The following is a 21,127-nucleotide window of genomic DNA, read 5'->3' on the forward strand; positions in this document are numbered from 1 at the left end:
TTTTTGTGTTATACTTTAGAGGCCAACCAACTCGACTGCTTCTGTTTCATCTTTTTAGACATCTCCTTAGAATTAAGATCCATTAATTTTAAGCCATAAGATACATCTGTCCCAATGTTGAGTACCAATTCTTTTTGAATTCCGAATCGCTCAATTACGACAACAATCTTTTCCCCTACTTTAAAAGTGTTTAAAACCGCATTGATCCCAACATTGCCCTCAAGCGCTATTCCTCCTACTTGAAGGATCTTATCGCCTTTTTGAAAACCTGCCTCATAAGCTGAAGTACCCTTCTTAGGATTATTGGCGATGCTCTGATTTCTGACCGTCGCTCCAAATTCAATGTCATTCTTGGTTTCCAAAATTACACCAACATTTTTAAAAAGTCGCTCATAAGCTGGCATTCCACTTTTATAAATGTAAGTGTCGAAAAAGTCATTACCAAATTCTTTTCCGGCAAAAATATTTAAGGTGTTATGCAAATCTTCAACCGTATACGGAATTTCGTTTTTTCCATAGGTATTCCAAACCAAGCTCATGTAATCATCAAGATTCATATCGCGTTCTCGCAACGATAAATCTAAGGCCAGCCCCAACATACTTCCATAAGAATAATAGGAAATAAAAGTGTTTTCCCTGTTGGTTTCATCTACAGATTTTGCAGCATCTACAAATGGCGCTTGGTAGCTCATTTCTATCGGATTGAAAAACTGTCTTCCCGGCGAGGTCCACACATAATTAAACGTTCCTATTAAGCCTTGCACATAATTTTCATGAGTTAGGATGCCTGATCTTACCAACGACAAATCGTCATAATAACTTGTAAACCCTTCGGCAAACCACAACTCACCACTCATATTTGCTCGTGAAAAATCAAAGGGCTCCAAAGCTTTTGGACGAATACGCTCCACATTCCAACAGTGGAAAAACTCATGGGCAACGGTACCAATGTTCCCTGTCATTCCCCCTTGTGCCAAACTTCTAGAACTTGGAATGGCGGTTGAGTTTCTATGCTCCATTCCGTCACCAGTAGCATTGGGCATGTAGCAGGCCAAAAATCTATACTCTCCATAATCATAATTTGGTAACTCTCCAAAGACCATCATTTGCTCCAACACAACCTTCTTTACCTTTTCAAAATAGGCCTCCAACTGTTCTTCTGAAGCGGCATCATCGTGCAGTACCAAAATAACGGTTTGGTCTTTTACTTTGAAAGAGCGCTCCCTAAAATTGGCAATCTCCACCGGACTGTCCATAAAATATTGAAGATCTTTAGCGTAATAGGTGTTATTTTGTTGGTGCTTTAATTGGGTTGCTATCTTCCAATTCAAATCCTCTCGAACATTAAACGTGACTTCCATTTCTTGATCCTTTAGTTCAGGAACATAGATAAAGGTTGCTGGTAAATTCAAATGCGCGTGGGTTTCATCTACTTGTGCATACGTTCCGTCGCCGTGGTTGGCAAACAAGGTGTAACTTACTTTTATAGTGCCGTCATGCCCCTTAACGCTCCAAGAATAAGGGTCTGGCCTTGTAGCTTCAAGCACCTTCCCTTTGCCATCAGTAACTTTAATGTTGTATACGTTTTTAGCAAACTCGTGCAAGGCATAGCGACCAGGCGACGAACGGCTCATGCTAAAGGTGGCAATATCAGATTTTAAATTGGTGAACGTAGCGTGAACTGTGGCTTCATGATGTACCGCATCCTCAAAGGAAATAACATATTTTGAAGAAATTTGAGCTTGAAATACGATTGAAGACAGAAAAAACGTCAGACAGAAGATAATACGAATCATAGTTTGAATTTTGATTCTCAAATATACAATGTTTTTGAGAGCTACAAGTCCAGAGGTTTTCAGAGCAAAAAAATGCAACTCTTCGTATCTTTACACCATGATTCCCAAAAAACTGCAAGACAAATTAGAGGCGCGCAAAGTTGAAAACACATTTCGCCAATTAAGCAAACCACATCAGCTGGTCGATTTTGCTTCCAATGATTATTTGGGATTCTCATTGTCCAAAGAAATATTCGATCTCACGCACCATTATCTTGAAGAAGCATTTATCTTTCAAAACGGCTCCAGTGGTTCACGATTATTAACAGGCAACCACCAGCTCTACACAAATGTTGAAGACTTGATCTGCGACACGCACCATTGTCAAAGCACCCTAATATTCAACTCGGGATATGATGCCAATCTCGGATTCTTTTCTTGTGTACCCCAACGTGGCGATGTGATCTTGTATGATGAATTGATTCATGCCTCCATAAGGGACGGAGTTACCATGAGTCATGCAAAAGCTTATAAGTTCAAGCATAATGATCTTGATGATTTAAAACATAAATACCACTTTCAACAGGAAAAACGCGCTGAAAATTCAGAAGTTTATATCGTTACAGAATCTGTATTTTCTATGGATGGTGATACGCCAGATCTAAAAGCTATCGCCAATTTTTGTACAGAAAATAAACTTTACTTGGTTGTCGACGAAGCTCACGCGGTTGGCGTTTTTGGAGAAAAAGGTGTTGGATTGGTGGATAGTCTGGGGATTAATGCGGCTGTTTTTGCGCGACTCATCACCTTTGGAAAAGCAATGGGCTGCCACGGCGCCGCAATTTTGGGCAATCCGCAACTTACAGAGTATCTCATCAATTTTTCGAGGCCATTCATTTACACCACAGCCCTTCCGCCCCACTCTCTAATGACCATAAAAGCGGCGTATAAAACCTTACAGCATACCCACAACATTGAAAATTTATTTGAAAATATTGATTTTTTTAAAGAGCAAGTAGAAGAACATCAGCTCAAGGACCATTTTATTGAGAGTGCGTCTGCCATTCAATGCTGTATTATTTCGGGCAATGAGCGTGTCAAAAAAATTGCAAAACGTTTAGAAGAACATGGTTTCAATGTTAAACCTATCGTGTCGCCCACAGTCCCTAAGGGACAAGAACGCTTACGGTTTTGTATCCACGCTTATAATTCAGAAGACGACATTTTAAAAGTAGTATCTCTCTTAGCTACCTTTATAGAATGAAAAATGGAAAATTTACGACGGTTGCAGTATTTCAATATTCTGCGGAAGCACAGATTATCAAAGGCAGATTGGAGTCTGACGGCATCGATGTTTTTCTATCAGATAATCTGACCATTGATACTGATCCGTTAGTGAGCAATGCCATTGGTGGCGTTAAGCTAAAAGTCCTTTCGCACCAAGTTATTGAAGCCAAACAGATTCTGAATTCCATTCAGGACTATGCTATAGATGATGATGGCAATTCCATCCAGTGTCCCAATTGCAAGAGTACACATGTGGAACTTTTCTCGACAATTAAAGACCTAAAGTCATTTTTCTGGTTTATTTTTGGTTTCTTATTTTCTACACTTCCATTTTACACCAAGCATAAGTATAGATGTGAAGTGTGTGCTACTGAATTTGATTTAAAATGAACACATATTTCGTTACCGGAATTTCAACAGATGTTGGAAAAACCATCGCTTCAGCAATCTTAGTGGAAGCGCTCAACGCCGATTATTGGAAACCCATTCAAGCGGGAGATTTAGATAATTCTGATACCCATAAAGTCCAGCGTTTAGTGTCCAATAAAAAAACAAAGTTCCATAAGAGCAGTTTTTTGCTGAATACGCCCATGAGTCCGCATGCAGCGGCTGAAATTGACGGCATATCTATATCAGCAAAAACCATTAAAGTTCCCAAAACCAAAAACAACCTCGTTATTGAAGGTGCCGGAGGTTTGTTGGTGCCTATTAATGATTCCGAAACTATTTTGGATCTTATCAAACCCGATTATAAAGTGATTGTCGTATCAAGACATTATTTGGGAAGCATCAACCATACGCTTTTAACGGTAAATCTTTTAAAGTCTAAAGGATTGGAAGTCGCACTCATTTTTAGCGGAGCAGCAAACCAATCAACGGAAACTATTATCGAAAAAATGACACAAGTTCCCGTCATTGGAAGGATAGACGAAGAACCTTATTTTGATAAAAATGTGGTATTGGACTATGCGGACCAATTCCTGCGAAGGCAGGAATCTCATAAATATTTCGATCAAATTTGAAACAGAATGCTGATGCCCGAGAATTTTCATGATCTTAAAGAAAACAAATCCGCCTACTCAGAATCAGAAGTGCTTGCATAAAGACCTAACAGGTTTTAAAAACCTGTTAGGTCTGTGAAAAAATTAGTATAATTTATAAAACTCCCCCTTCGTGGGAACCACAAATGACCCTTAAAGAAAGAGATAAAAAGCACTTGTGGCATCCACTGACGCAACATAAATTGCATCCGGATACCATCGCCATTGTAAGCGCTAAAAAGTGCACCCTTACAGATGAAGATGGCAACACCTATATAGATGCCATTGCCTCTTGGTATACCTGCATGTACGGACATTGCAATCCATACATTACGGAGCGTGTTGCCGCCCAGATGCAGCAATTGGATCAGGTTGTTTTTAGTGGCTTTACCCATGAACCTGCAGTAGAACTTTCTGAGGCATTGATCAACATCCTTCCTGAAAATCAAAACAAACTGTTTTTTAGCGATAATGGTTCTACCAGCGTTGAAATCGGGATTAAAATGGCATTACAATACCATTTCAATCGTGGCGAAAAACGCAACATCCTGCTTGCTTTTGAAGATGGTTTTCATGGGGATACTTTTGGTGCTATGAGTGTTTCTGGACTATCGGTTTATAATGGACCTTTTGAAGACTATTTCTTGGACGTGAAACGGATCCCGACCCCAAATGGAGAAAATCACGAGGCTATTCTAAACCAGTTAGAAAAATTGGTTTTGGAAAATGACATCGCGGGTTTCGTTTACGAACCTTTGGTACAGGGAGCAGCAGCAATGAAAATGCACAATGCAGAAGGTTTAAATCAGATTCTAAAATTTTGTAAAGACCATCACATCATCACGGTTGCTGATGAAGTGATGACCGGATTTGGAAAAACCGGAAAACACTTTGCCTCTGACCATCAAGACACCAAACCAGATATCATGTGTTTGAGCAAAGCGCTGACAGCAGGATTATTGCCTATGGCCATCACGTCGTGTTCTCAAGCTGTATACGATGCATTTTATAGTGATGAGATGGGCAAGGGACTTTTTCACGGCCATACGTATTCTGCCAATCCGTTAGCGTGTAGAGCTGCCTTGGCCGGAATTGAATTGTTGCAATCTGATGCTATTCAACAAAACATAAAGCAAATTATAGCATCACATCAAGCGTTTAATACGCGTATCAAAACCCATCCAAAAGTAAAATCAACGCGACAAACAGGCGTTATTTTTGCGCTAGACCTCAATATTGAAATGGAACGTTATGGTAATTTGCGGGACCGACTCTTTAAATTTTTTATGGATCACGGCGTGTTTTTGAGACCTTTGGGAGGTACGATTTATATTCTAGCCCCTTATGTTATTACAGCAGATGAATTAGAAAAAGTATATCAAACTATTGAGGACGCTTTAGAAATCCTCTAAAGTTTTATTGAGCAAATGGATTTGTTCTTGGCTTTCTTTTATCAGCACATAGAGTTCTTCATAGGTCCATTGATCGGCTTCTTTACGGGCTTTCACAACAATAGTAGCTCGGCCTTTGGAGCCTTCAATAGGTATTTGAAGATCGGCTTTTGTTAGGCCATTATTATAAGACACAGATCCACCAGTCATGCCGTCTTTCTGAATATCATCGCCAATAGCGATAACAACCTCAGTACTGTTTTGTGTCATTTCCATGGCATATTCATAAGGTTCAGAATTGGTCATGACCTTGGTAACGCCATAAAAGAGAGAACCAATGCCTAAAACTGCCAAAACAATGAGCGTGAGACACCCACTTACGGGCACCACCCAAATCCAGTTTCTTTTAAACCAACTTTTCTGCTTTATTTCTTCATTCATATTGTTGCGATGTATTTAATAAAATTTTTGACTTCGGATATTTAAGACCTTCAAAAAAACGACTCCAATTGTTATTGAAGCGTCCAAGATAGTTTTATTTTTACTGAAATTTAAAATTTTGCAACACCCTATTTCCATTACTTCCATCTGTTCCATTTCACCTTTGGGTGGATCTTTGGAAGACATTTGGCAGCGTTACCAAAACAATGCCCATTGCCTTTCTGAAAAATCATTTGATCAAGGCAAAGCTTGGGTTGGCCAATTACCTTCATCTGTCAAATTAGAGATCAAAGCCTTAAAAAACTCAGATCCACTTTTCAAAAATTTGGACCCCTCAGTGCTTTATGCCATTTATACCGCCCGAAAGGCTGTGGCACAATCAGGTTGGATAGCAACAGATAATTTTGGTATCAACATTGGATCATCTCGCGGCGCTACGGAATTGTTTGAAAAATACCACGCCGAATTCTTAAAACAAGGTCGCGCCAAAACCTTGAGCTCGCCCACCACTACTTTAGGAAATATTTCATCTTGGGTGGCGCATGATTTACAAACTCAAGGCCCAGAAATAAGCCATTCCATTACCTGTTCTACAGCATTGCATGCGTTATTGAACGGAGTGGCTTGGATCAATTCTGGGATGTGCGACAAGTTTTTGGTAGGTGGCAGTGAAGCGCCCTTAACCGCATTTACAGTAGCACAAATGCAAGCGCTAAAAATTTACGCACCGCTTTCTTCACAAATAAATGAATCAGAAAGCGGGACAGCTGATGTATATTACCCATGCCGTTCCCTTGATCTCAATAAAACAGGAAATTCCATGGTGCTTGGAGAAGCAGCAGCCATGGCATGTTTAGAAAAAGGAAACTCTCAGAAGGCATTAGCAACCATTATTGGGGTTGGTTATGCCACAGAACTATTGGAACATAATGTCTCCGTATCTTCAGATGCCAAATGCTTTCAACGTTCCATGAAAATGGCATTGGGCACTCTAAACCCTGATGCTGTTGATATTATTATCACCCATACCCCCGGAACGCTTAAGGGCGATTCTTCAGAAATTAACGCTATCAAAACTCTTTTTTGTAACAAAATACCAGCTTTAACTACCAATAAATGGAAGATTGGTCATAGCCTTGGTGCCTCTGGTCTTTTAAATGTTGAAATGGCAGTATTGATGCTGCAACATCAAACGTTTATTCCGGTGCCATTTATAGAAGAGAAAAAACCAGAACGCAATAAAACTATTATGGTGAATGCGGTCGGTTTTGGAGGGAATGCGGTATCCATTTTAATATCAAAATGAGGATCGTATAAGTTAAAGGTGTTATCTTTCATATTTTAAATTAAATATATCCAACTATGATAGAATGGTTTTCAGACTTAGAGGTATTTGCAAAATTCTACTGGGTTATTGCCCTTATTGGTTCCCTTGTTTTTTTATTTATTGTCATTATGACATTTATAGGTGTTGATGGTGGTGAAGATTTTGATGATGTTGACACAGCCATAGATGCTGATACAGGAATAGAATTTCAATTTATTAGTCTTAAAAATCTCATTGGCTTTTTCACCATTTTTGGATGGGCAGGAATTGCATGTATTGGGGAAGGCTTTTCTAAACCAATGACGGTATTGATTTCTGTCATTGCAGGATTGATCATGATGTCCATCATGGCAGCGATGTTCCATTATATGAAAAAATTAGCGGATAGTGGCACCCTTAATTTCAAGAATGCTATTGGCGCCGTTGGAGAAGTCTACCTCACCATAGGCGAAAATCGTTCAAGAATGGGCAAGGTCAGTGTCCGGGTACAAGGTACTCTTAGAGAGCTGGAAGCGCTGACGGATTCTTTTACAGAATTAAAATCTGGCACCATTATTAAAGTTGTGGACGTGACTAGCAACGGCATCCTAATTGTCGATCAAACTATAAAACCAATTGAACCCTTAAAACCAATTACCTATGAGATTCCTGCTGACACAAGAGACCTTTAATTTAGGGCTGCCCATTGCAGTCATTGTGGCGATACTTTTTGTATTCGCATTTTTAATTATTCTTATTAGACGTTACAAACGTTGCCCGTCCGATAGGATTTTAGTAGTGTACGGTAAAGTTGGCGGTGGCCAATCTGCCAAATGTATCCATGGTGGTGCAGCCTTTATTTTTCCAGTGATTCAAGATTATCAGTTTTTGAACTTGACGCCGATGTCTATTGAGGTCAACCTAGTGAATGCACTATCAAAACAAAATATTAGAGTCAACGTCCCTTCAAGATTTACCATTGGAATTTCAACAGAACCAGGCGTGATGCAAAATGCTGCTGAGCGCTTGCTAGGTTTAGCCATGGGCGATATCCAAGAATTGGCTAAAGAAATTATTTTCGGACAGTTGCGTTTGGTGGTAGCCTCTATGGATATTGAAGAAATCAACAACGACCGCGATAAATTCTTGACCAACATTTCACAAAGTGTAGAATCAGAGTTGAAAAAAGTGGGTTTAAAACTTATCAACGTCAACATTACGGATATTGTTGATGAGTCTGGCTATATTGAAGCTTTAGGAAAAGAAGCTGCAGCACATGCTATCAATGCCGCCCGTAAATCGGTTGCAGAGAAAGTTAGGGATGGCTCCATCGGGGAAGCCAATGCGGTACAAGACCAACGCACACAAGTGGCTGCTGCAAATGCAAAAGCCGTAGAAGGGGAAAACACCGCAAAAATTGCAGTTGCCAATTCAGATTCCTTACGTCGACAACGTGAAGCAGAAGCAGACCGTGTGGCCACTGCATCTGAAAAAGTACAAACAGCAAAAGGATTGGAGGAATCCTATGCAGCTGAACAAAATGCAGAAATGGCACGGGCTGAGCGCGAGCGTTCCTCACAAATGGCTGATATTATTATTCCTGCAGAAATTGACAAACAAAAGGTAGAGATTGATGCAGAGGCAGAAGCAGAACGTACCAGAAGAAGAGCAAAAGGAGAAGCAGATGCTATTTTATTTAAAGCACAGGCAGAAGCACAAGGACTTTACGAAGTATTGACCAAACAAGCCGCTGGTTTAGATCAGATTGTGAAAGCTGCGGGCAACAATTCTAAAGATGCAGTATTGCTATTGATTGCTGATAAATTACCTGAATTGGTAAGAATGCAGTCTGAAGCCATTAAAAATATAAAAATTGATAAAGTGACCGTTTGGGAAAATGGCGGCAATGGTGATGGCAAATCATCTACCGCAAATTTCCTTTCAGGAATGTACAAATCTGTACCACCTTTGCAAGAAATGTTTAATATGGCGGGTATGGAATTGCCTGAATATTTAAAAGGGAAGGATGTGGCCGCTGCAAAAACAGAAACGCCCACTTCTAAAACTGAAACTAAAGTGGAGGAATAACAGTTTCTAAAAATAGAAGAAAGTGAGTTACTGAGTATCCATTTTAATTTTTCAGATAACCCAATAACTTCCTAAGTTTTTATCTATTTTTAAAGAATGAAAGTTTTTTCCACCATCGGATTTTTATTGATTTTTGGATGCGCCTCGGTGAGCCCAATTAAAAAAGCTGTTTCTTCAGACGACGAAAAAATTATGAACGTCATGAAAGACTTGCCCTCTCACGAGGTGCAAGTCTTTTTTTCTGAAGTTATTCGCGATAAAAATGGCAAGATCAGTTTTAAGGAAGATGAATTTCAAGTGGATGATAGCGCTTATTTCTACCCAGCGAGTGCCGTCAAATTGCCCATCGCCATTTTGGCATTGGAGAAGTTGAACGAAAACAAACTACTGGACAGAGACACCCCGTTTAGAGTCGATAACGATAGCATCACCTCAACCTTTGGAAAAGACATCATCGATATTTTTGCAGTGAGCAGTAACGACACTTATAACCGCCTTTTTGAGTTTCTAGGACAAGATGAGATCAATAATCGTCTCAATAAAAAAGGGATTGCCGCCAGAATTTCACACCGCTTGTCCGTACCAAATTCTGATGATTTAACCACCAAGCCTCTCGTATTTTATAAAAACGATCAGGTGCTTTACAAGACAGGAGCCACTACCAACCAACCTATCATTCCATTAAATCTGAACAGCGTCACAAAAGGTATTGGCTATACTGTTGGCGACAGTTTGTTCAACCAACCTATGGACTTTTCAAAAAAGAACTATCTACCCATCACGTCCTTGCATGGCATTTTAAAACGATTGCTGTTTCCTGAACTGTTTACCAAAGAACAGCAATTTCATTTATCAGCATCCGATCGTAAATTTTTAATCGATGCGATGCGCGTTTTACCAAAAGAAGCCGGCTATACTTCAAAAGATTATTATGATGGCTATGTGAAATTTTTCGTCATTGGCGATTCTAAAAACCCTATCCCCGAGTATTTAAAAATTCACAATAAGGTAGGTTACGCTTATGGTTATCTCACCGACTGCGCCTATATTATAAATACAAAAACCAAAAAAGAATATCTCATTACGGCAACCATTCATGTCAATAAAAACCAAATTTATAATGACGGTGTGTATGAGTATGACACCATTGGGATTCCTTTCTTGGCGGCTTTGGGGAGGAAGTTGGTTCTAGAACAAGGTTCAGAAAAATAGCGCTCATAATCCATATTTAAAAGCTCCATATAAATTTTATGCCCTATTTGAAGAATTCTTTAAAATTAAATAAGTTATTTTTGAACTCCATTAGAAATACATTACAATGACTACTATAAGACATAACTGGACCAAAGAAGAAATCCTCAACATTTATAACAAACCTTTTATGGAGTTGCTTTATGAAGCAGCAACCGTACATAGGGAGCACCATGATCCTAATACGGTTCAGGTGTCTACCTTGCTCTCCATAAAAACTGGTGGTTGCCCTGAAGATTGTGGCTATTGCCCGCAAGCCGCGCGTTACCACACCAATGTTGAAGGGAATGATTTGATGAGCGTTCAGCAAGTGAAGGCACAGGCATTACGCGCAAAATCTACCGGAAGCTCGCGTGTGTGTATGGGTGCTGCATGGCGAAATGTAAAGGATGGCGCAGAGTTTGATCAAGTTTTGGAGATGGTGCGTACCATCAATAAACTGGAGATGGAAGTATGCTGTACTTTGGGTATGATTACTGAAAACCAGGCCCATCGTTTAGCAGAAGCTGGATTGTATGCCTATAACCACAATTTAGATTCCTCAGAAGAATATTATAAAGAAGTGATTTCCACCAGAGGTTATGAAGACCGTTTGCAAACGATAGACAACGTTCGTAAAACCAATGTCACCGTGTGTAGTGGCGGAATTATAGGAATGGGAGAAAAAATTGAGGACAGAGCAGGGATGCTCGTCGCCTTATCCACTTTAAATCCGCAGCCAGAATCTGTACCAATCAACGCTTTGGTAGCGGTTGAAGGCACGCCTTTAGCAGAAGAAAAACCGGTTGAAATTTGGGATATGATCCGGATGGTGGCTACTGCCCGAATAGTGATGCCAGAAACTCAAGTGCGGTTGAGTGCAGGACGCACACAAATGAGCAGAGAAGGTCAGGCCATGTGTTTCTTTGCAGGGGCCAATTCTATTTTTGCGGGTGATAAGTTATTGACTACGCCCAACCCTGATGTGAATGAAGATCTAAAAATGTTTGAAGCTTTGGGTCTTAATCCACAAAAGCCATTTACCAAAAAAGTGCAACCGCAGTCGGTTGAGGCTTCAGAATCTAAATTTCAAGCCTTGGGTGAAAAGCCGAAATGGACCCGTCCAGAACATAAAATTGAACGTAACGAAGTGGCAAAACAACAGGCAAAAGTTTTAAAATAATTAGGAGTTGTGTTAGGGATGGCAGCGGCATCCTTTTTGCTTTTTTCAAGCAAAAAGATATAGCGTACAGCCCGACCGCGCCCTAGCGTGGTAACACCCAAACATTTAACATTCCTTTTAAAACATTTCCTAACCATTTCTTTACTTTGCGGGTTAAATTTTTAGAACATTGGCATTGGACCTAAAAGACATTCCTCGTGTAAAGACCATCACTAAGGACGATTTCATAACGCTCTATTTTAAGCCTCAAAAACCCGTTGTTATTGAGCGCTTTATTGAGGATTGGCCTGCATTTACCAAATGGAATTTAGATTACATTAAGGCTGTTGCCGGAGACAAGATCGTTCCACTCTACGACGACCGTCCCGTCAACCATGAAGATGGCTTTAACGAGCCACATGCCACAATGAAAATGGCCGATTACATAGACCTTTTAAAACGTGAACCCACCAAATTTCGGATTTTTTTATGGAATGCGCTAAAGGAAATTCCGCAGTTACAAAAAGATTATGTCTATCCTGAATTTGGACTCAAACTGATGAAAGGTTTACCCATGCTATTTTTTGGTGGTAAAAATTCGCATACCTTTATGCATTACGATATTGATCTCGCCAATATTTTCCATTTTCACTTTGAAGGCAAAAAAACATGCATTCTATTCGATCAAAAGCAGAATAAATACCTTTATAAAATTCCACACTCCCTGATTACACGTGAGGATATTGACTTTTCAAATCCAGATTTTGAAAAATGGCCGGCACTTCAAAAGGCCTCAGGTTATAAAACAGAATTAAACCACGGTGAAGTCTTGTATATGCCGGAGGGCTATTGGCATTATATGAAATATCTGACGCCGGGGTTTTCAATGAGCTTACGTGCGATTGCCAGAAATCCGAAAAATTTTGGAAAAGCAGTCTATAATATTGTGATCATGCGCCATTTTGATACCCTGATGCGCAAGATCAAAGGACAAAAATGGATTGATTGGAAAAACGAAAAAGCCATCATCAGAACCCGAAAGAGTTTGGGCTAAAAATCCAAGGCATTTTAAAAAACATAGCTATCTTTGCCCAACAAAAAATTCAAAAATTTTTAAAATGAAAAAACTGATTGTACTCCTAAGCGTTTTAAGTGTTTCTTTTGCAAACGCACAGGCTTTTAAAGGCAATACCGATAACAAATTACAAATTGGTGCCAATTTACAAGATGCAGCAACGGGCATTAATGTAAGCTTTGATTATGGTTTAGGCGAAAACATCTCTGTAGGTGTTTCTGGAGCTTATGCCTTAGGTGTCAAAGAAGAATTGGATGCTGATTTTGGCGATCGTTTTGATTTGAAAGGCCGTTTTAATGCCCATTTGGGAAGTGTGCTGAATATTGATGAAAACTTTGATTTTTATCCAGGATTAAACTTGAGCTTAAAGAATTTTGGCGGACATGTTGGCGCACGTTATTTTTTCTCTGAAGGTTTTGGACTTTTCGCAGAAACGGTTTTCCCACTGGCAAAATATGATAAAAATATTACAAACCCAGCCCACTATATTCACAACCAGTTTACAGTAAATATTGGTGCGACGTTTAGTTTATAAACTGTATTTAGATTACTATTAAAACTGTATTATTCTGAAGAATGATACAGTTTTTCTGTTTTAAGAAAGATTCGCATTTGTTATTGATGGTTAGTTATATGCTACCAAAACCACCATCAGTCTTCAGTCTTCAGTCATCTGTCCTCTGTCATCTGTCAACTGTCATCCGTCAACTGTCATCCGTCATCCGTCATCCATCATTTTCCCTCCTAAAACAATTCATTCACCTTATCATACACTAAGTGACTTTCCCATCCTCTGTAGAACAAATAATCTGCTAACTTTTTCTTTTTCTTTAGCGGATTGGTTTCTGTAATACTTTCCGCTTTTTTTTCAGCAAGCGCATGGAAGGTGTTTAAATACTCATGGTCGCTGATGGTTTGAAGCGCCATAGTAATTAAGGTTTTGCCAATATCTTTTTGTTTCAGTTCTCGCGTCAAGCGCTGTTTGCCCCATTTTTTGATCCTGAATTTCCCACTGACAAAAGCTTTCGCGTAGCGCTCTTCATTTAAAAAATTGTCCTGCATAAGTTTCACCATGATATGGTCAATAGCGTCAGGAATCATACGCATAGTGTACAATTTTTGAGCGACTTCTTTATGGCAGCGCTCTTGATAACTACAAAAGTGCTCCATTTTCTTCAACGCCTCATCAACTGTATAGGTTTTTTGTGATTGCATATGCAAAAATAGGAACAATTTATCAATAAAAATAAAGCTGTAACATGTTGACTGTTAGGCTTTATGAATTATATTTACTTACTTGTGTTGGTAGCAAGGATTTATTTATTTTAATATGGATAACAAACTTACCCTCGTAGTCTTAGCCTCACTAAGCTTTGTGTTCTATTCATCTGGACAAGGTTCAGAAAGTTTTACCAATTGCAATGCATCAGGAACCACCTACACTGATGGCAGCTATATTGGAGACAATGGAGCAGTTTGGACTTATGGGGAAGCGCGGTTAGTGAATACAACCTACAATATCACAGGATCTTCTATTGGTTTTAGCACCACTTCGGCACGATTTGTATCGGCCTTATCAGGGCCAAATGGTGTTGGTTACCTCTACTACAATGTCCGTTCCTATTTCACCAGTGGGGCTGCTTCAGATAGACGAATTGATGTTTATGTAAACGGAATACTTTATGACAGTTATACGTTAGAAGCAATGAATACCATTTATAATAGATCTATTCTCGTCAACGAAACGGGAAACGTTACCATAGAATTTCGGTCCATTGGAACATTGCAAATTGTCTTGGATGATATTTCGTGGACAAAAGCCTCTACCGCCACGGTAGATTATGGTAACCTTCAATTTCCACAAAATGGGAATACTAACATCGGAAATTCATTCGACATCTATGCTCAGGTTTATGAGCTTGGTGTCACTGAGAGTTCAGGACCGGGGACTGGAATTTTAGCTTGGATTGGTTATCATACCATTAATAACAATCCTAAAACCATAGGCTGGACTTGGGTACCAGCAACTTTTAATTCCCAAGTAAATAATAATGACGAATTTGTGGCAAATATTGGTGCTGCGCTACCATCTGGGACCTATTATTATGCGAGCCGATTTCAAATTGATGACGGACCTTATTCTTATGGTGGTTATAGTACAACTGGTGGCGGATTTTGGAATGGAACTACCAATGTCAGCGGGATCTTGAGTGTAGACACCGTTGACTTTTGCAACCTTCAATTTCCGGGTGCTGGTAGCATCAACTTGGGTGATCCTTTTGCAGTTTATGGACAAGTCTTTGAACAACTGGTCACGCCTGGCACTGGACAGGGTGCAGGCATTGTGGCAGAAATAGGCTATAGTACTTCCAACTCCAATCCGAATACATGGAGTAATTGGATTCCAGGCACTTACAATGCGGCCTGTTCAAATTGCAATTCTGAACAGAACGATGAGTATTCTGCTAACTTGGGCGGTTCGATTACTGCTCCTGGAATCTATTATTTTGCCACACGTTTCAAACTAAATGGCGGAATCTGGCTGTATGGTGGCATTCTGCCTGACGGGACGGCTGGTGGCTTTTGGAATGGAACTACTTATATTTCAGGAATACTCCAGGTTCTTGCTCCTGAAATAAGAGTTGAAAGCAACTCAGGCACTTTTCCTGAGATTATTAGTGGAGACACGACTCCGCAAGGAACGGACAATACCCTATTTCTCGCACAACTTATTGGAGCGACACAGTCAAAATCTTATCGCATTCGTAATCAGGGCAACCTAGATTTGACCCTTTCTGGTGTCACCATAACAGGTGCAAATCCCACGGATTTTACAATTACCATAACTCCGGCATCTTCCATCAGTCCATCTACATTTTCGATTTTAGAAATTCAGTTCTCTCCTTTGGCAGCCGGTGCAAGAAATGCGACAGTTTCAATACCAAACAACGACAGTAATGAAAACCCCTACACCTTTGCTATACGGGGGACGGGAATTTGTGTAGCTTCCGCTCTTATGATTAATCCAACAAGTGGTCCATCTGGAACAGTTGCAACCATTATCGGCGAAAATTTTGGGGCATTAACAACAGCAAAGATCAATGGTGTGTCTATGCCAATTGCCCTTATTGATCCTTCCACTATAGAAGTTAGCATACCCTTTGGCGCCGTAACAGGAACTATTGTGATTGTAAATAATATCTCGTGCACCAGCACTGTTCCGTTTAAAGTAGTAGATCAAAAAATTGGCGGATGTGAAGGAAGCGCATTTCTATCTGACCTATTCATAAGTGAAGTCACAGATGCTACTATCGGTGGGTTGAGCTATATAGAAATTTACAACGGAACAGGTTCCTCAAAGCCCATGGGCGATTACTCCATAGGGATTTACAATAATGGCGCAGCCACACCAACCAATACCGTCCCTTTAATTGAATTTGCATTGCCAAATAATAGCACTTATGTTTTGGCACTTGGCATTGCTGGAACGCCCTCTATTGGCAACACCTGTCCTCAATCAGGAGGAGATGGACAATCTGCCAATCAAAAAAGCACTATAGTAGGCGTCAACAAAAAAGATAATGAACACGACGTCATTAGACTATTAAAATCAAGCGGCTCCGTTGTAGTTGACGAATTTGGAATATACATGAGCAAAAACTGGATGGATGCCACCATAATCACTGGAGATCGTGGCTTTAATTTCAGGCGTTTAAATACCGCCTCACTTCTTCCAAATCCCAATTTCAACCTTGCTGATTGGAATGTGATCGATTGGGTAGGTGCTGGTGCTGGTTCCTGTCACACAAATGATTATTCAGATATTGGAAGCTACGATTTTTCAAGTGGTACGCCTCCAATTGTACATCTTCAACCACTACCCCCACTCACAAGTTGTAAGCTGGCACAAACGTTAAATGTGCTGGCCGTTGAAGGCCTTGACAATGGGTTGCCCTTGGCCCATCAATGGTATTATAATGCACCTGGAACTTCTGATTGGGTAGAAATAGTAGCTACAAATCCGCTTTATACTGGGCAACAAACCGAAAATTTGAGCATCCTTAATACATTAGATCTTAATGGGTATCAGTTTTACGTTCAGATACGCGAGAATCTTGAAACCTGCTACACCGCCAGCCAGGCAATTCGTCTAAAAATTGAAAAGACGATTTGGAATGGCTCCAGTTGGAGTCCGACACTTCCAAACTCTAACACCATTGCCGTTTTAGGTGAAAATTATACCACCAGTTCTATCACCGGCAGTTTCAGCGCCTGCAGTCTCATTGTAAATTCTGGATACAATCTAAATATTACGGATCATCATTATGTGGAAATTATCAATGATGTTCTGGTTAATGGGACTTCACCTTCAAACTTTGGCGAGATCATGGTAGAAACAAAAGGTGCCTTTATACAACGAGGTGATGCCGCCGCTGCAGGAACTTTCAAATTAGCGAGCACCGGGACTTCACGTGTTAAAAAGCAAACAGCGCTGAAGCAAAAATGGTATGATTACACCTATTTTAGTTCGCCAGTGCTCAACGAAACCGTTGAATCAGCGCTTAGTATGGCATCTTCTAGCAGACGTTTTTATTATGAAGCCGCTAACTATTTTGACGGAAATTCAGATGGCATTGATGACAATGGCGACGATTGGCAGTTGGCCACAGGCATCATGATTCCAGGAAGGGGCTATGCGGCAACCTCTGGAATAACAGGACTTCCATTTCCGAGGATTGATGCCACAGTTTTCAATGGTGAATTTAATACTGGCGACATTCCTGTAACGATTCACACCAATGCCATCACCACCGATATTGATTGGAATTTTATCGGCAATCCTTATCCGTCTGGCATAGATTTCAAATTAGTGCATAGCGCCAATATGACCGTCATTGACGGCGCCGCTTATCTATGGTCTCACTACTCCCCTCCTTTAGCCAGCAATCCGGGGAATCAAGTTCTTAATTTTAATGGCGCCGATTATGCTATTATTACTACCGGAAGTGGAAACACTGCTGGCGCAAGCGGAATTCTGCCTTCTGATTTTATTCCATCAGCCCAAGGTTTTTTTGTTATAGGGATTAACAGCGGAGGCGAATTCAACTTCAAAAACTCCATGAGAATGGTCGATGCCTCAAGTAATTCACAATTCTTCAGAAGCGAAACACAAGATGTGCCCAATAAATTTTGGATCAATCTTACATCAGACAATGGAGTGTTCAATCAAATATTAGTAGCTTATGTTGAAGGTGCCACCGATGGCTTTGATGGGTTTGCTTTTGATGCAGAACGTAACTTATCCTCCGGATTGAGTTCTATTATCTATACACAGATTCCTGAACGTACTAAAAAATATGCTATTCAGGGCAAAGCACCCCAAAGTTTGTCGTTAGATGAAGAAGTAGCGCTAGGCTTCTATACCACAATTACCCAACCTACGCTTTACAATCTTTCAGTTGCCAAAATACAAGGTGCTTTCTTTGATGAACAGAAGGTGTATCTCAAGGACAACTTATTAAACATTGATCACGATCTCTCTTCTGCTGATTACAGGTTCACTTCATCAACGGGCGATTTTGAAGATCGATTTGTTATTGTTTTCAGAAATCAAACTCTAACTGTTGACGAGTCCGTTATAGGCACTAATGATTTGACTATATTGGAGCTCAGTAACGGACAGGTCCAATTTTCTATTGGACAGCAATGCGCTATCAAATCTGTAGAAATTATGGACGTGTTGGGCAGAACCTTATACCATTTAAAAGGAAGCCTCAGCACTGAAATTTATGACTTAAGCAACTTAAGTAAGGCGGCATATATAGCGAAAGTAAAACTTACAAATGGGCAAACCATTATCAAACGTGCTATAAAGAGATTCTAAACAATGAGGCAATCAACTATTGCGTTATAAGGTATACTTTAATGCAATAATCAAGTTTCGTCCTGCGGCTGAGATACCTGAAGAATATGGTCTGTAACGTTGGTCAGTAATGTTTTCCAAGCTCGCCGTTAATGAAACAGCAGCATTAAATTGATATTGCGTCCTTAAATTGAGGGTGTACCACGATGGTGAATAAGGTTTTCCGTTAGCATCTAAAGCATACATGTAACCCTTTTCCTGTTCTGAGGGTGCTAATTGATTGTTTGATAATTCACTATTATAGTTTGCGAAAGCGTCCAATTGGAGCTTATCTTTTTGCCAAACCAAATGCGTAGCGCCAAATTGTGGCGCGGCATGACGCAACGGAGTAGTTTCACCAGCATCATCTTGTTCTTTACCTCCAATAATATTATAATGCGATTTTAATTTAAGAGCGTCAGTTACCTTGACCAACATCCTAACTTCAAAACCATAAATTCTAGACTCTGCAGCGTTTTGGATGGCCTGCACATTACTCAACTGACCATCATACACGATCTCAGAATCGCCATTTAGTGTAAAATCACGCCTTACCAAAGTATGATCCAAAAAAGTGTAGTAGGTGGCCATATCCAAAATAACACTATTTTCAAAATTCAGCTTTACCCCAAATTCGAGTCCGTAAGCATATTCTGGTTTTAAGTTGTCATTGGGCACCACTACTGAGCCCGGTTCTGAATCAAATACTTTACCTATATCGTCGATATTAGGCGCTCTAAAAGCTGAGGAGGCGTTTAACTTTAGCCCGAGCATTTCATTAGGATTCCAATTTACACCGGCAGTTCCTGTAAAAGCACCTGTGTTAATCTTGGTTGTAGAATAAGGCAGATTTAGATAGACATTATTTTCTGTAAAATCAGCATTGACAATGACCTGATTATACCGGATGCCAGTTTGCAATACAAACTTTGGGTTGGGTTTAAATTTCAAACTTGAATAAGCGGCTACGGATTGCCAATCAGACCCATTGGGATAGCGAGATATTGTAGGCACAAGGATTCCTGTCACTACATCTTCTTCAATTCCTGTGGACGTCACCTTATTATAAATATACTCCAGACCGTAAAATAGTTCTGTTCTTGCACCCAGTTGCTTTTCCAAATCTAAATTTGCAGACAAAGCATCAACCGCTTCCTCCCTAATATTTTTATCTGGTTTATTAAAGTCTCTATCCATGCGGCTTTCCTGAAAATTCTGATAAGCCACTGTAGCTTGGATTTTATCATATAAATTAGAGTTGCTGCTCAATTTGGTCACTTGCAAATTCCCCATAAACCACCGTTGTGGACCGTAGTTCCATACAGCGGAACGCAAATTGTCACCTTTATAGCGAATTAATCGGTCATAACGGGCATAATCAGACGTCGTGGTATAATATAATCCCAAATCAAAGGTCCAATTTTCTCTAGGCTCATAATGCACTTTCTGTAAAAAGTTGATTTGGTCATAACCTGTTGGCACTTGAACCAACGGATTCTCGTTTGGCACAACAACATCACTACCGTTAACCGTCTGCACATATTCTGGCCGTATGTAATCTATTGGGCCATAACTGCCCATGCGCAAATTATCAAAATCAGTGAAACTTACACTAGTCAAAAAGGCCCATTTTTTCAATCCGAAGTTTACATCAATATGCCCTGTTTTTTCTTTGTTGGCAGAGGCATATCTTGCTACAGCATTTCCTTTAAAGTACAACGAATCAGAAGACGACAATTGTGGCTTTTGGGTGTAAAAACTCATCACACCACCAAGGGCATCACTTCCATAAACTACAGAGCCCGCACCTAATGTAACCTCTGTATTATGAATTATAAAAGGATCTATAGAAATCACATTTTGCAAATTGCCGCCTCTAAAAATAGCGTTGTTCATGCGCACGCCATCAACCGTAATCAAAAGACGATTGGTAGATAATCCTCTAATCATAGGACTTCCACCACCCATTTGACTTTTTTGGATGAAAACATTTCCGGTTCCTTCCAACACATCGGCACTGGTTTGAGGATTTGAAAACGCTATTGATTTTGCACTGATACTTATAATCTTTTGCGGAATATCGCGTTTGTTTTGTTGAAATTTTGAGGCGGAAATCACTATTTCATCCAAGCCTTCTATTTTAGATGTTAGAAAAATGGTTTTGTTTACAATTTCAGAGACTTTCAAACTTGAGGTTTGGTATAGCAAATGTTCTACATAAATCACTTCTTCAAAAGAAAACATATCTAAACTGACAACCCCATCAATATCAGAGGTTGTAGAGGTAACCTTTGAATCATTAAAAATTACAGCGCCAGCAACAGGCAGATTAGTGAGTTTTTCTAAAATTTTAATGTTTTGGGATTGCGAAGAAGCAATCGTTATTAGAAGCGTACATAGTGACAACAAAAATTTCATTCAGCTTGTTTG

At 39.9% G+C, this 21,127-nt stretch carries 16 protein-coding genes; 12 read left to right on the forward strand and 4 right to left on the reverse strand.

Annotated features, from left to right (window positions below):
* Positions 1-8 precede the first annotated feature (8 nt).
* Positions 9-1,796 carry a M61 family metallopeptidase gene (locus tag A9996_RS05950; RefSeq protein ID WP_066432457.1) on the reverse strand — a complete coding sequence of 596 codons (1,788 nt, stop codon included), beginning with the start codon at positions 1,794-1,796 and terminating at the stop codon, positions 9-11.
* A gap of 34 nt (positions 1,797-1,830) precedes the next feature.
* On the opposite strand from A9996_RS05950, the gene A9996_RS05955 reads away from it, so the two are divergent.
* The 4 genes from A9996_RS05955 (at position 1,831) to bioA (ending at position 5,514) form a co-directional block, all read left to right on the forward strand.
* Positions 1,831-3,039, forward strand: a complete 1,209-nt coding sequence (locus tag A9996_RS05955; protein ID WP_346210589.1) for an aminotransferase class I/II-fold pyridoxal phosphate-dependent enzyme — start codon at positions 1,831-1,833, stop codon at positions 3,037-3,039.
* Complete coding sequence (locus A9996_RS05960; RefSeq protein WP_066432229.1) at positions 3,036-3,452, forward strand: putative signal transducing protein; 417 nt, start codon at positions 3,036-3,038, stop codon at positions 3,450-3,452. The genes A9996_RS05955 and A9996_RS05960 overlap by 4 nt, the downstream gene beginning before the upstream one ends.
* On the forward strand, positions 3,449-4,084 hold the full coding sequence (bioD, locus tag A9996_RS05965; RefSeq protein ID WP_066432231.1) for a dethiobiotin synthase: 636 nt from the start codon (positions 3,449-3,451) through the stop codon (positions 4,082-4,084). Before A9996_RS05960 ends, bioD begins: the two co-directional genes overlap by 4 nt.
* A gap of 164 nt (positions 4,085-4,248) precedes the next feature.
* On the forward strand, positions 4,249-5,514 hold the full coding sequence (gene bioA / locus A9996_RS05970) for an adenosylmethionine--8-amino-7-oxononanoate transaminase (protein ID WP_066432233.1): 1,266 nt from the start codon (positions 4,249-4,251) through the stop codon (positions 5,512-5,514).
* On the opposite strand, the gene A9996_RS05975 is transcribed toward bioA, so the two are convergent.
* Positions 5,500-5,934 carry a cytochrome c oxidase assembly factor Coa1 family protein gene (locus A9996_RS05975; protein WP_066432235.1) on the reverse strand — a complete coding sequence of 145 codons (435 nt, stop codon included), beginning with the start codon at positions 5,932-5,934 and terminating at the stop codon, positions 5,500-5,502. The two genes, bioA and A9996_RS05975, sit on opposite strands and share 15 nt — an antisense overlap.
* 118 nt (positions 5,935-6,052) lie before the next feature.
* Between A9996_RS05975 and A9996_RS05980 the strand changes: the two genes are divergently transcribed.
* From A9996_RS05980 to A9996_RS06010, 7 genes are all read left to right on the forward strand, one after another.
* On the forward strand, positions 6,053-7,240 hold the full coding sequence (locus A9996_RS05980) for a beta-ketoacyl synthase N-terminal-like domain-containing protein (RefSeq protein WP_066432236.1): 1,188 nt from the start codon (positions 6,053-6,055) through the stop codon (positions 7,238-7,240).
* A gap of 56 nt (positions 7,241-7,296) precedes the next feature.
* Positions 7,297-7,932: a hypothetical protein gene (locus A9996_RS05985; protein ID WP_066432238.1), complete on the forward strand. Its 636-nt coding sequence runs from the start codon at positions 7,297-7,299 to the stop codon at positions 7,930-7,932.
* Positions 7,901-9,328 (forward strand): flotillin family protein, encoded by a 1,428-nt coding sequence (locus A9996_RS05990; RefSeq protein WP_066432240.1) that lies wholly within the window; start codon positions 7,901-7,903, stop codon positions 9,326-9,328. Before A9996_RS05985 ends, A9996_RS05990 begins: the two co-directional genes overlap by 32 nt.
* A gap of 96 nt (positions 9,329-9,424) precedes the next feature.
* Positions 9,425-10,540: a serine hydrolase gene (locus A9996_RS05995; protein ID WP_066432242.1), complete on the forward strand. Its 1,116-nt coding sequence runs from the start codon at positions 9,425-9,427 to the stop codon at positions 10,538-10,540.
* 106 nt (positions 10,541-10,646) lie between these two features.
* The gene (gene bioB / locus A9996_RS06000) at positions 10,647-11,741 is read left to right on the forward strand and encodes a biotin synthase BioB (protein WP_066432244.1); all 1,095 of its coding nucleotides are present in this window, start codon (positions 10,647-10,649) and stop codon (positions 11,739-11,741) included.
* A 175-nt stretch (positions 11,742-11,916) separates the two neighbouring features.
* On the forward strand, positions 11,917-12,774 hold the full coding sequence (locus tag A9996_RS06005; protein WP_394337364.1) for a cupin-like domain-containing protein: 858 nt from the start codon (positions 11,917-11,919) through the stop codon (positions 12,772-12,774).
* Positions 12,775-12,838: 64 nt separating this feature from the next.
* A complete protein-coding gene (locus tag A9996_RS06010) occupies positions 12,839-13,330 on the forward strand; it encodes a DUF6646 family protein (RefSeq protein ID WP_066432247.1) in 492 nt (163 codons plus the stop codon).
* Positions 13,331-13,539: 209 nt separating this feature from the next.
* On the opposite strand, the gene A9996_RS06015 is transcribed toward A9996_RS06010, so the two are convergent.
* Positions 13,540-14,010, reverse strand: a complete 471-nt coding sequence (locus tag A9996_RS06015; RefSeq protein ID WP_066432249.1) for a regulatory protein RecX — start codon at positions 14,008-14,010, stop codon at positions 13,540-13,542.
* A 115-nt stretch (positions 14,011-14,125) separates the two neighbouring features.
* Here A9996_RS06015 and A9996_RS06020 point away from each other — a divergent pair, with 115 nt between their 5' ends.
* Positions 14,126-18,679: a choice-of-anchor D domain-containing protein gene (locus A9996_RS06020; protein ID WP_066432251.1), complete on the forward strand. Its 4,554-nt coding sequence runs from the start codon at positions 14,126-14,128 to the stop codon at positions 18,677-18,679.
* Between the two features lie 24 nt (positions 18,680-18,703).
* Here the strand turns inward: A9996_RS06020 and A9996_RS06025 are convergent, their stop codons facing one another.
* A complete protein-coding gene (locus tag A9996_RS06025; RefSeq protein ID WP_066432254.1) occupies positions 18,704-21,115 on the reverse strand; it encodes a TonB-dependent receptor plug domain-containing protein in 2,412 nt (803 codons plus the stop codon).
* Between the last annotated feature and the right edge of the window lie 12 nt (positions 21,116-21,127).

It is taken from the genome of Gelidibacter algens, from assembly GCF_001678675.1.
GTDB lineage: Bacteria > Bacteroidota > Bacteroidia > Flavobacteriales > Flavobacteriaceae > Gelidibacter > Gelidibacter algens.

What these genes read in the sequence shown, in the direction of transcription:
- bioD (WP_066432231.1), top strand. Translation starts at nt 3,449, where the DNA reads ATGAACACATATTTCGTTACCGGAATTTCAACAGATGTTGGAAAAACC.
- A9996_RS06020 (WP_066432251.1), top strand. Translation starts at nt 14,126, where the DNA reads ATGGATAACAAACTTACCCTCGTAGTCTTAGCCTCACTAAGCTTTGTG.
- A9996_RS05995 (WP_066432242.1), top strand. Translation starts at nt 9,425, where the DNA reads ATGAAAGTTTTTTCCACCATCGGATTTTTATTGATTTTTGGATGCGCC.
- bioB (WP_066432244.1), top strand. Translation starts at nt 10,647, where the DNA reads ATGACTACTATAAGACATAACTGGACCAAAGAAGAAATCCTCAACATT.
- A9996_RS06010 (WP_066432247.1), top strand. Translation starts at nt 12,839, where the DNA reads ATGAAAAAACTGATTGTACTCCTAAGCGTTTTAAGTGTTTCTTTTGCA.
- A9996_RS05950 (WP_066432457.1), bottom strand. Translation starts at nt 1,796, where the DNA reads ATGATTCGTATTATCTTCTGTCTGACGTTTTTTCTGTCTTCAATCGTA.
- A9996_RS05990 (WP_066432240.1), top strand. Translation starts at nt 7,901, where the DNA reads ATGAGATTCCTGCTGACACAAGAGACCTTTAATTTAGGGCTGCCCATT.
- bioA (WP_066432233.1), top strand. Translation starts at nt 4,249, where the DNA reads ATGACCCTTAAAGAAAGAGATAAAAAGCACTTGTGGCATCCACTGACG.
- A9996_RS05960 (WP_066432229.1), top strand. Translation starts at nt 3,036, where the DNA reads ATGAAAAATGGAAAATTTACGACGGTTGCAGTATTTCAATATTCTGCG.
- A9996_RS06025 (WP_066432254.1), bottom strand. Translation starts at nt 21,115, where the DNA reads ATGAAATTTTTGTTGTCACTATGTACGCTTCTAATAACGATTGCTTCT.
- A9996_RS06015 (WP_066432249.1), bottom strand. Translation starts at nt 14,010, where the DNA reads ATGCAATCACAAAAAACCTATACAGTTGATGAGGCGTTGAAGAAAATG.
- A9996_RS05975 (WP_066432235.1), bottom strand. Translation starts at nt 5,934, where the DNA reads ATGAATGAAGAAATAAAGCAGAAAAGTTGGTTTAAAAGAAACTGGATT.
- A9996_RS05985 (WP_066432238.1), top strand. Translation starts at nt 7,297, where the DNA reads ATGATAGAATGGTTTTCAGACTTAGAGGTATTTGCAAAATTCTACTGG.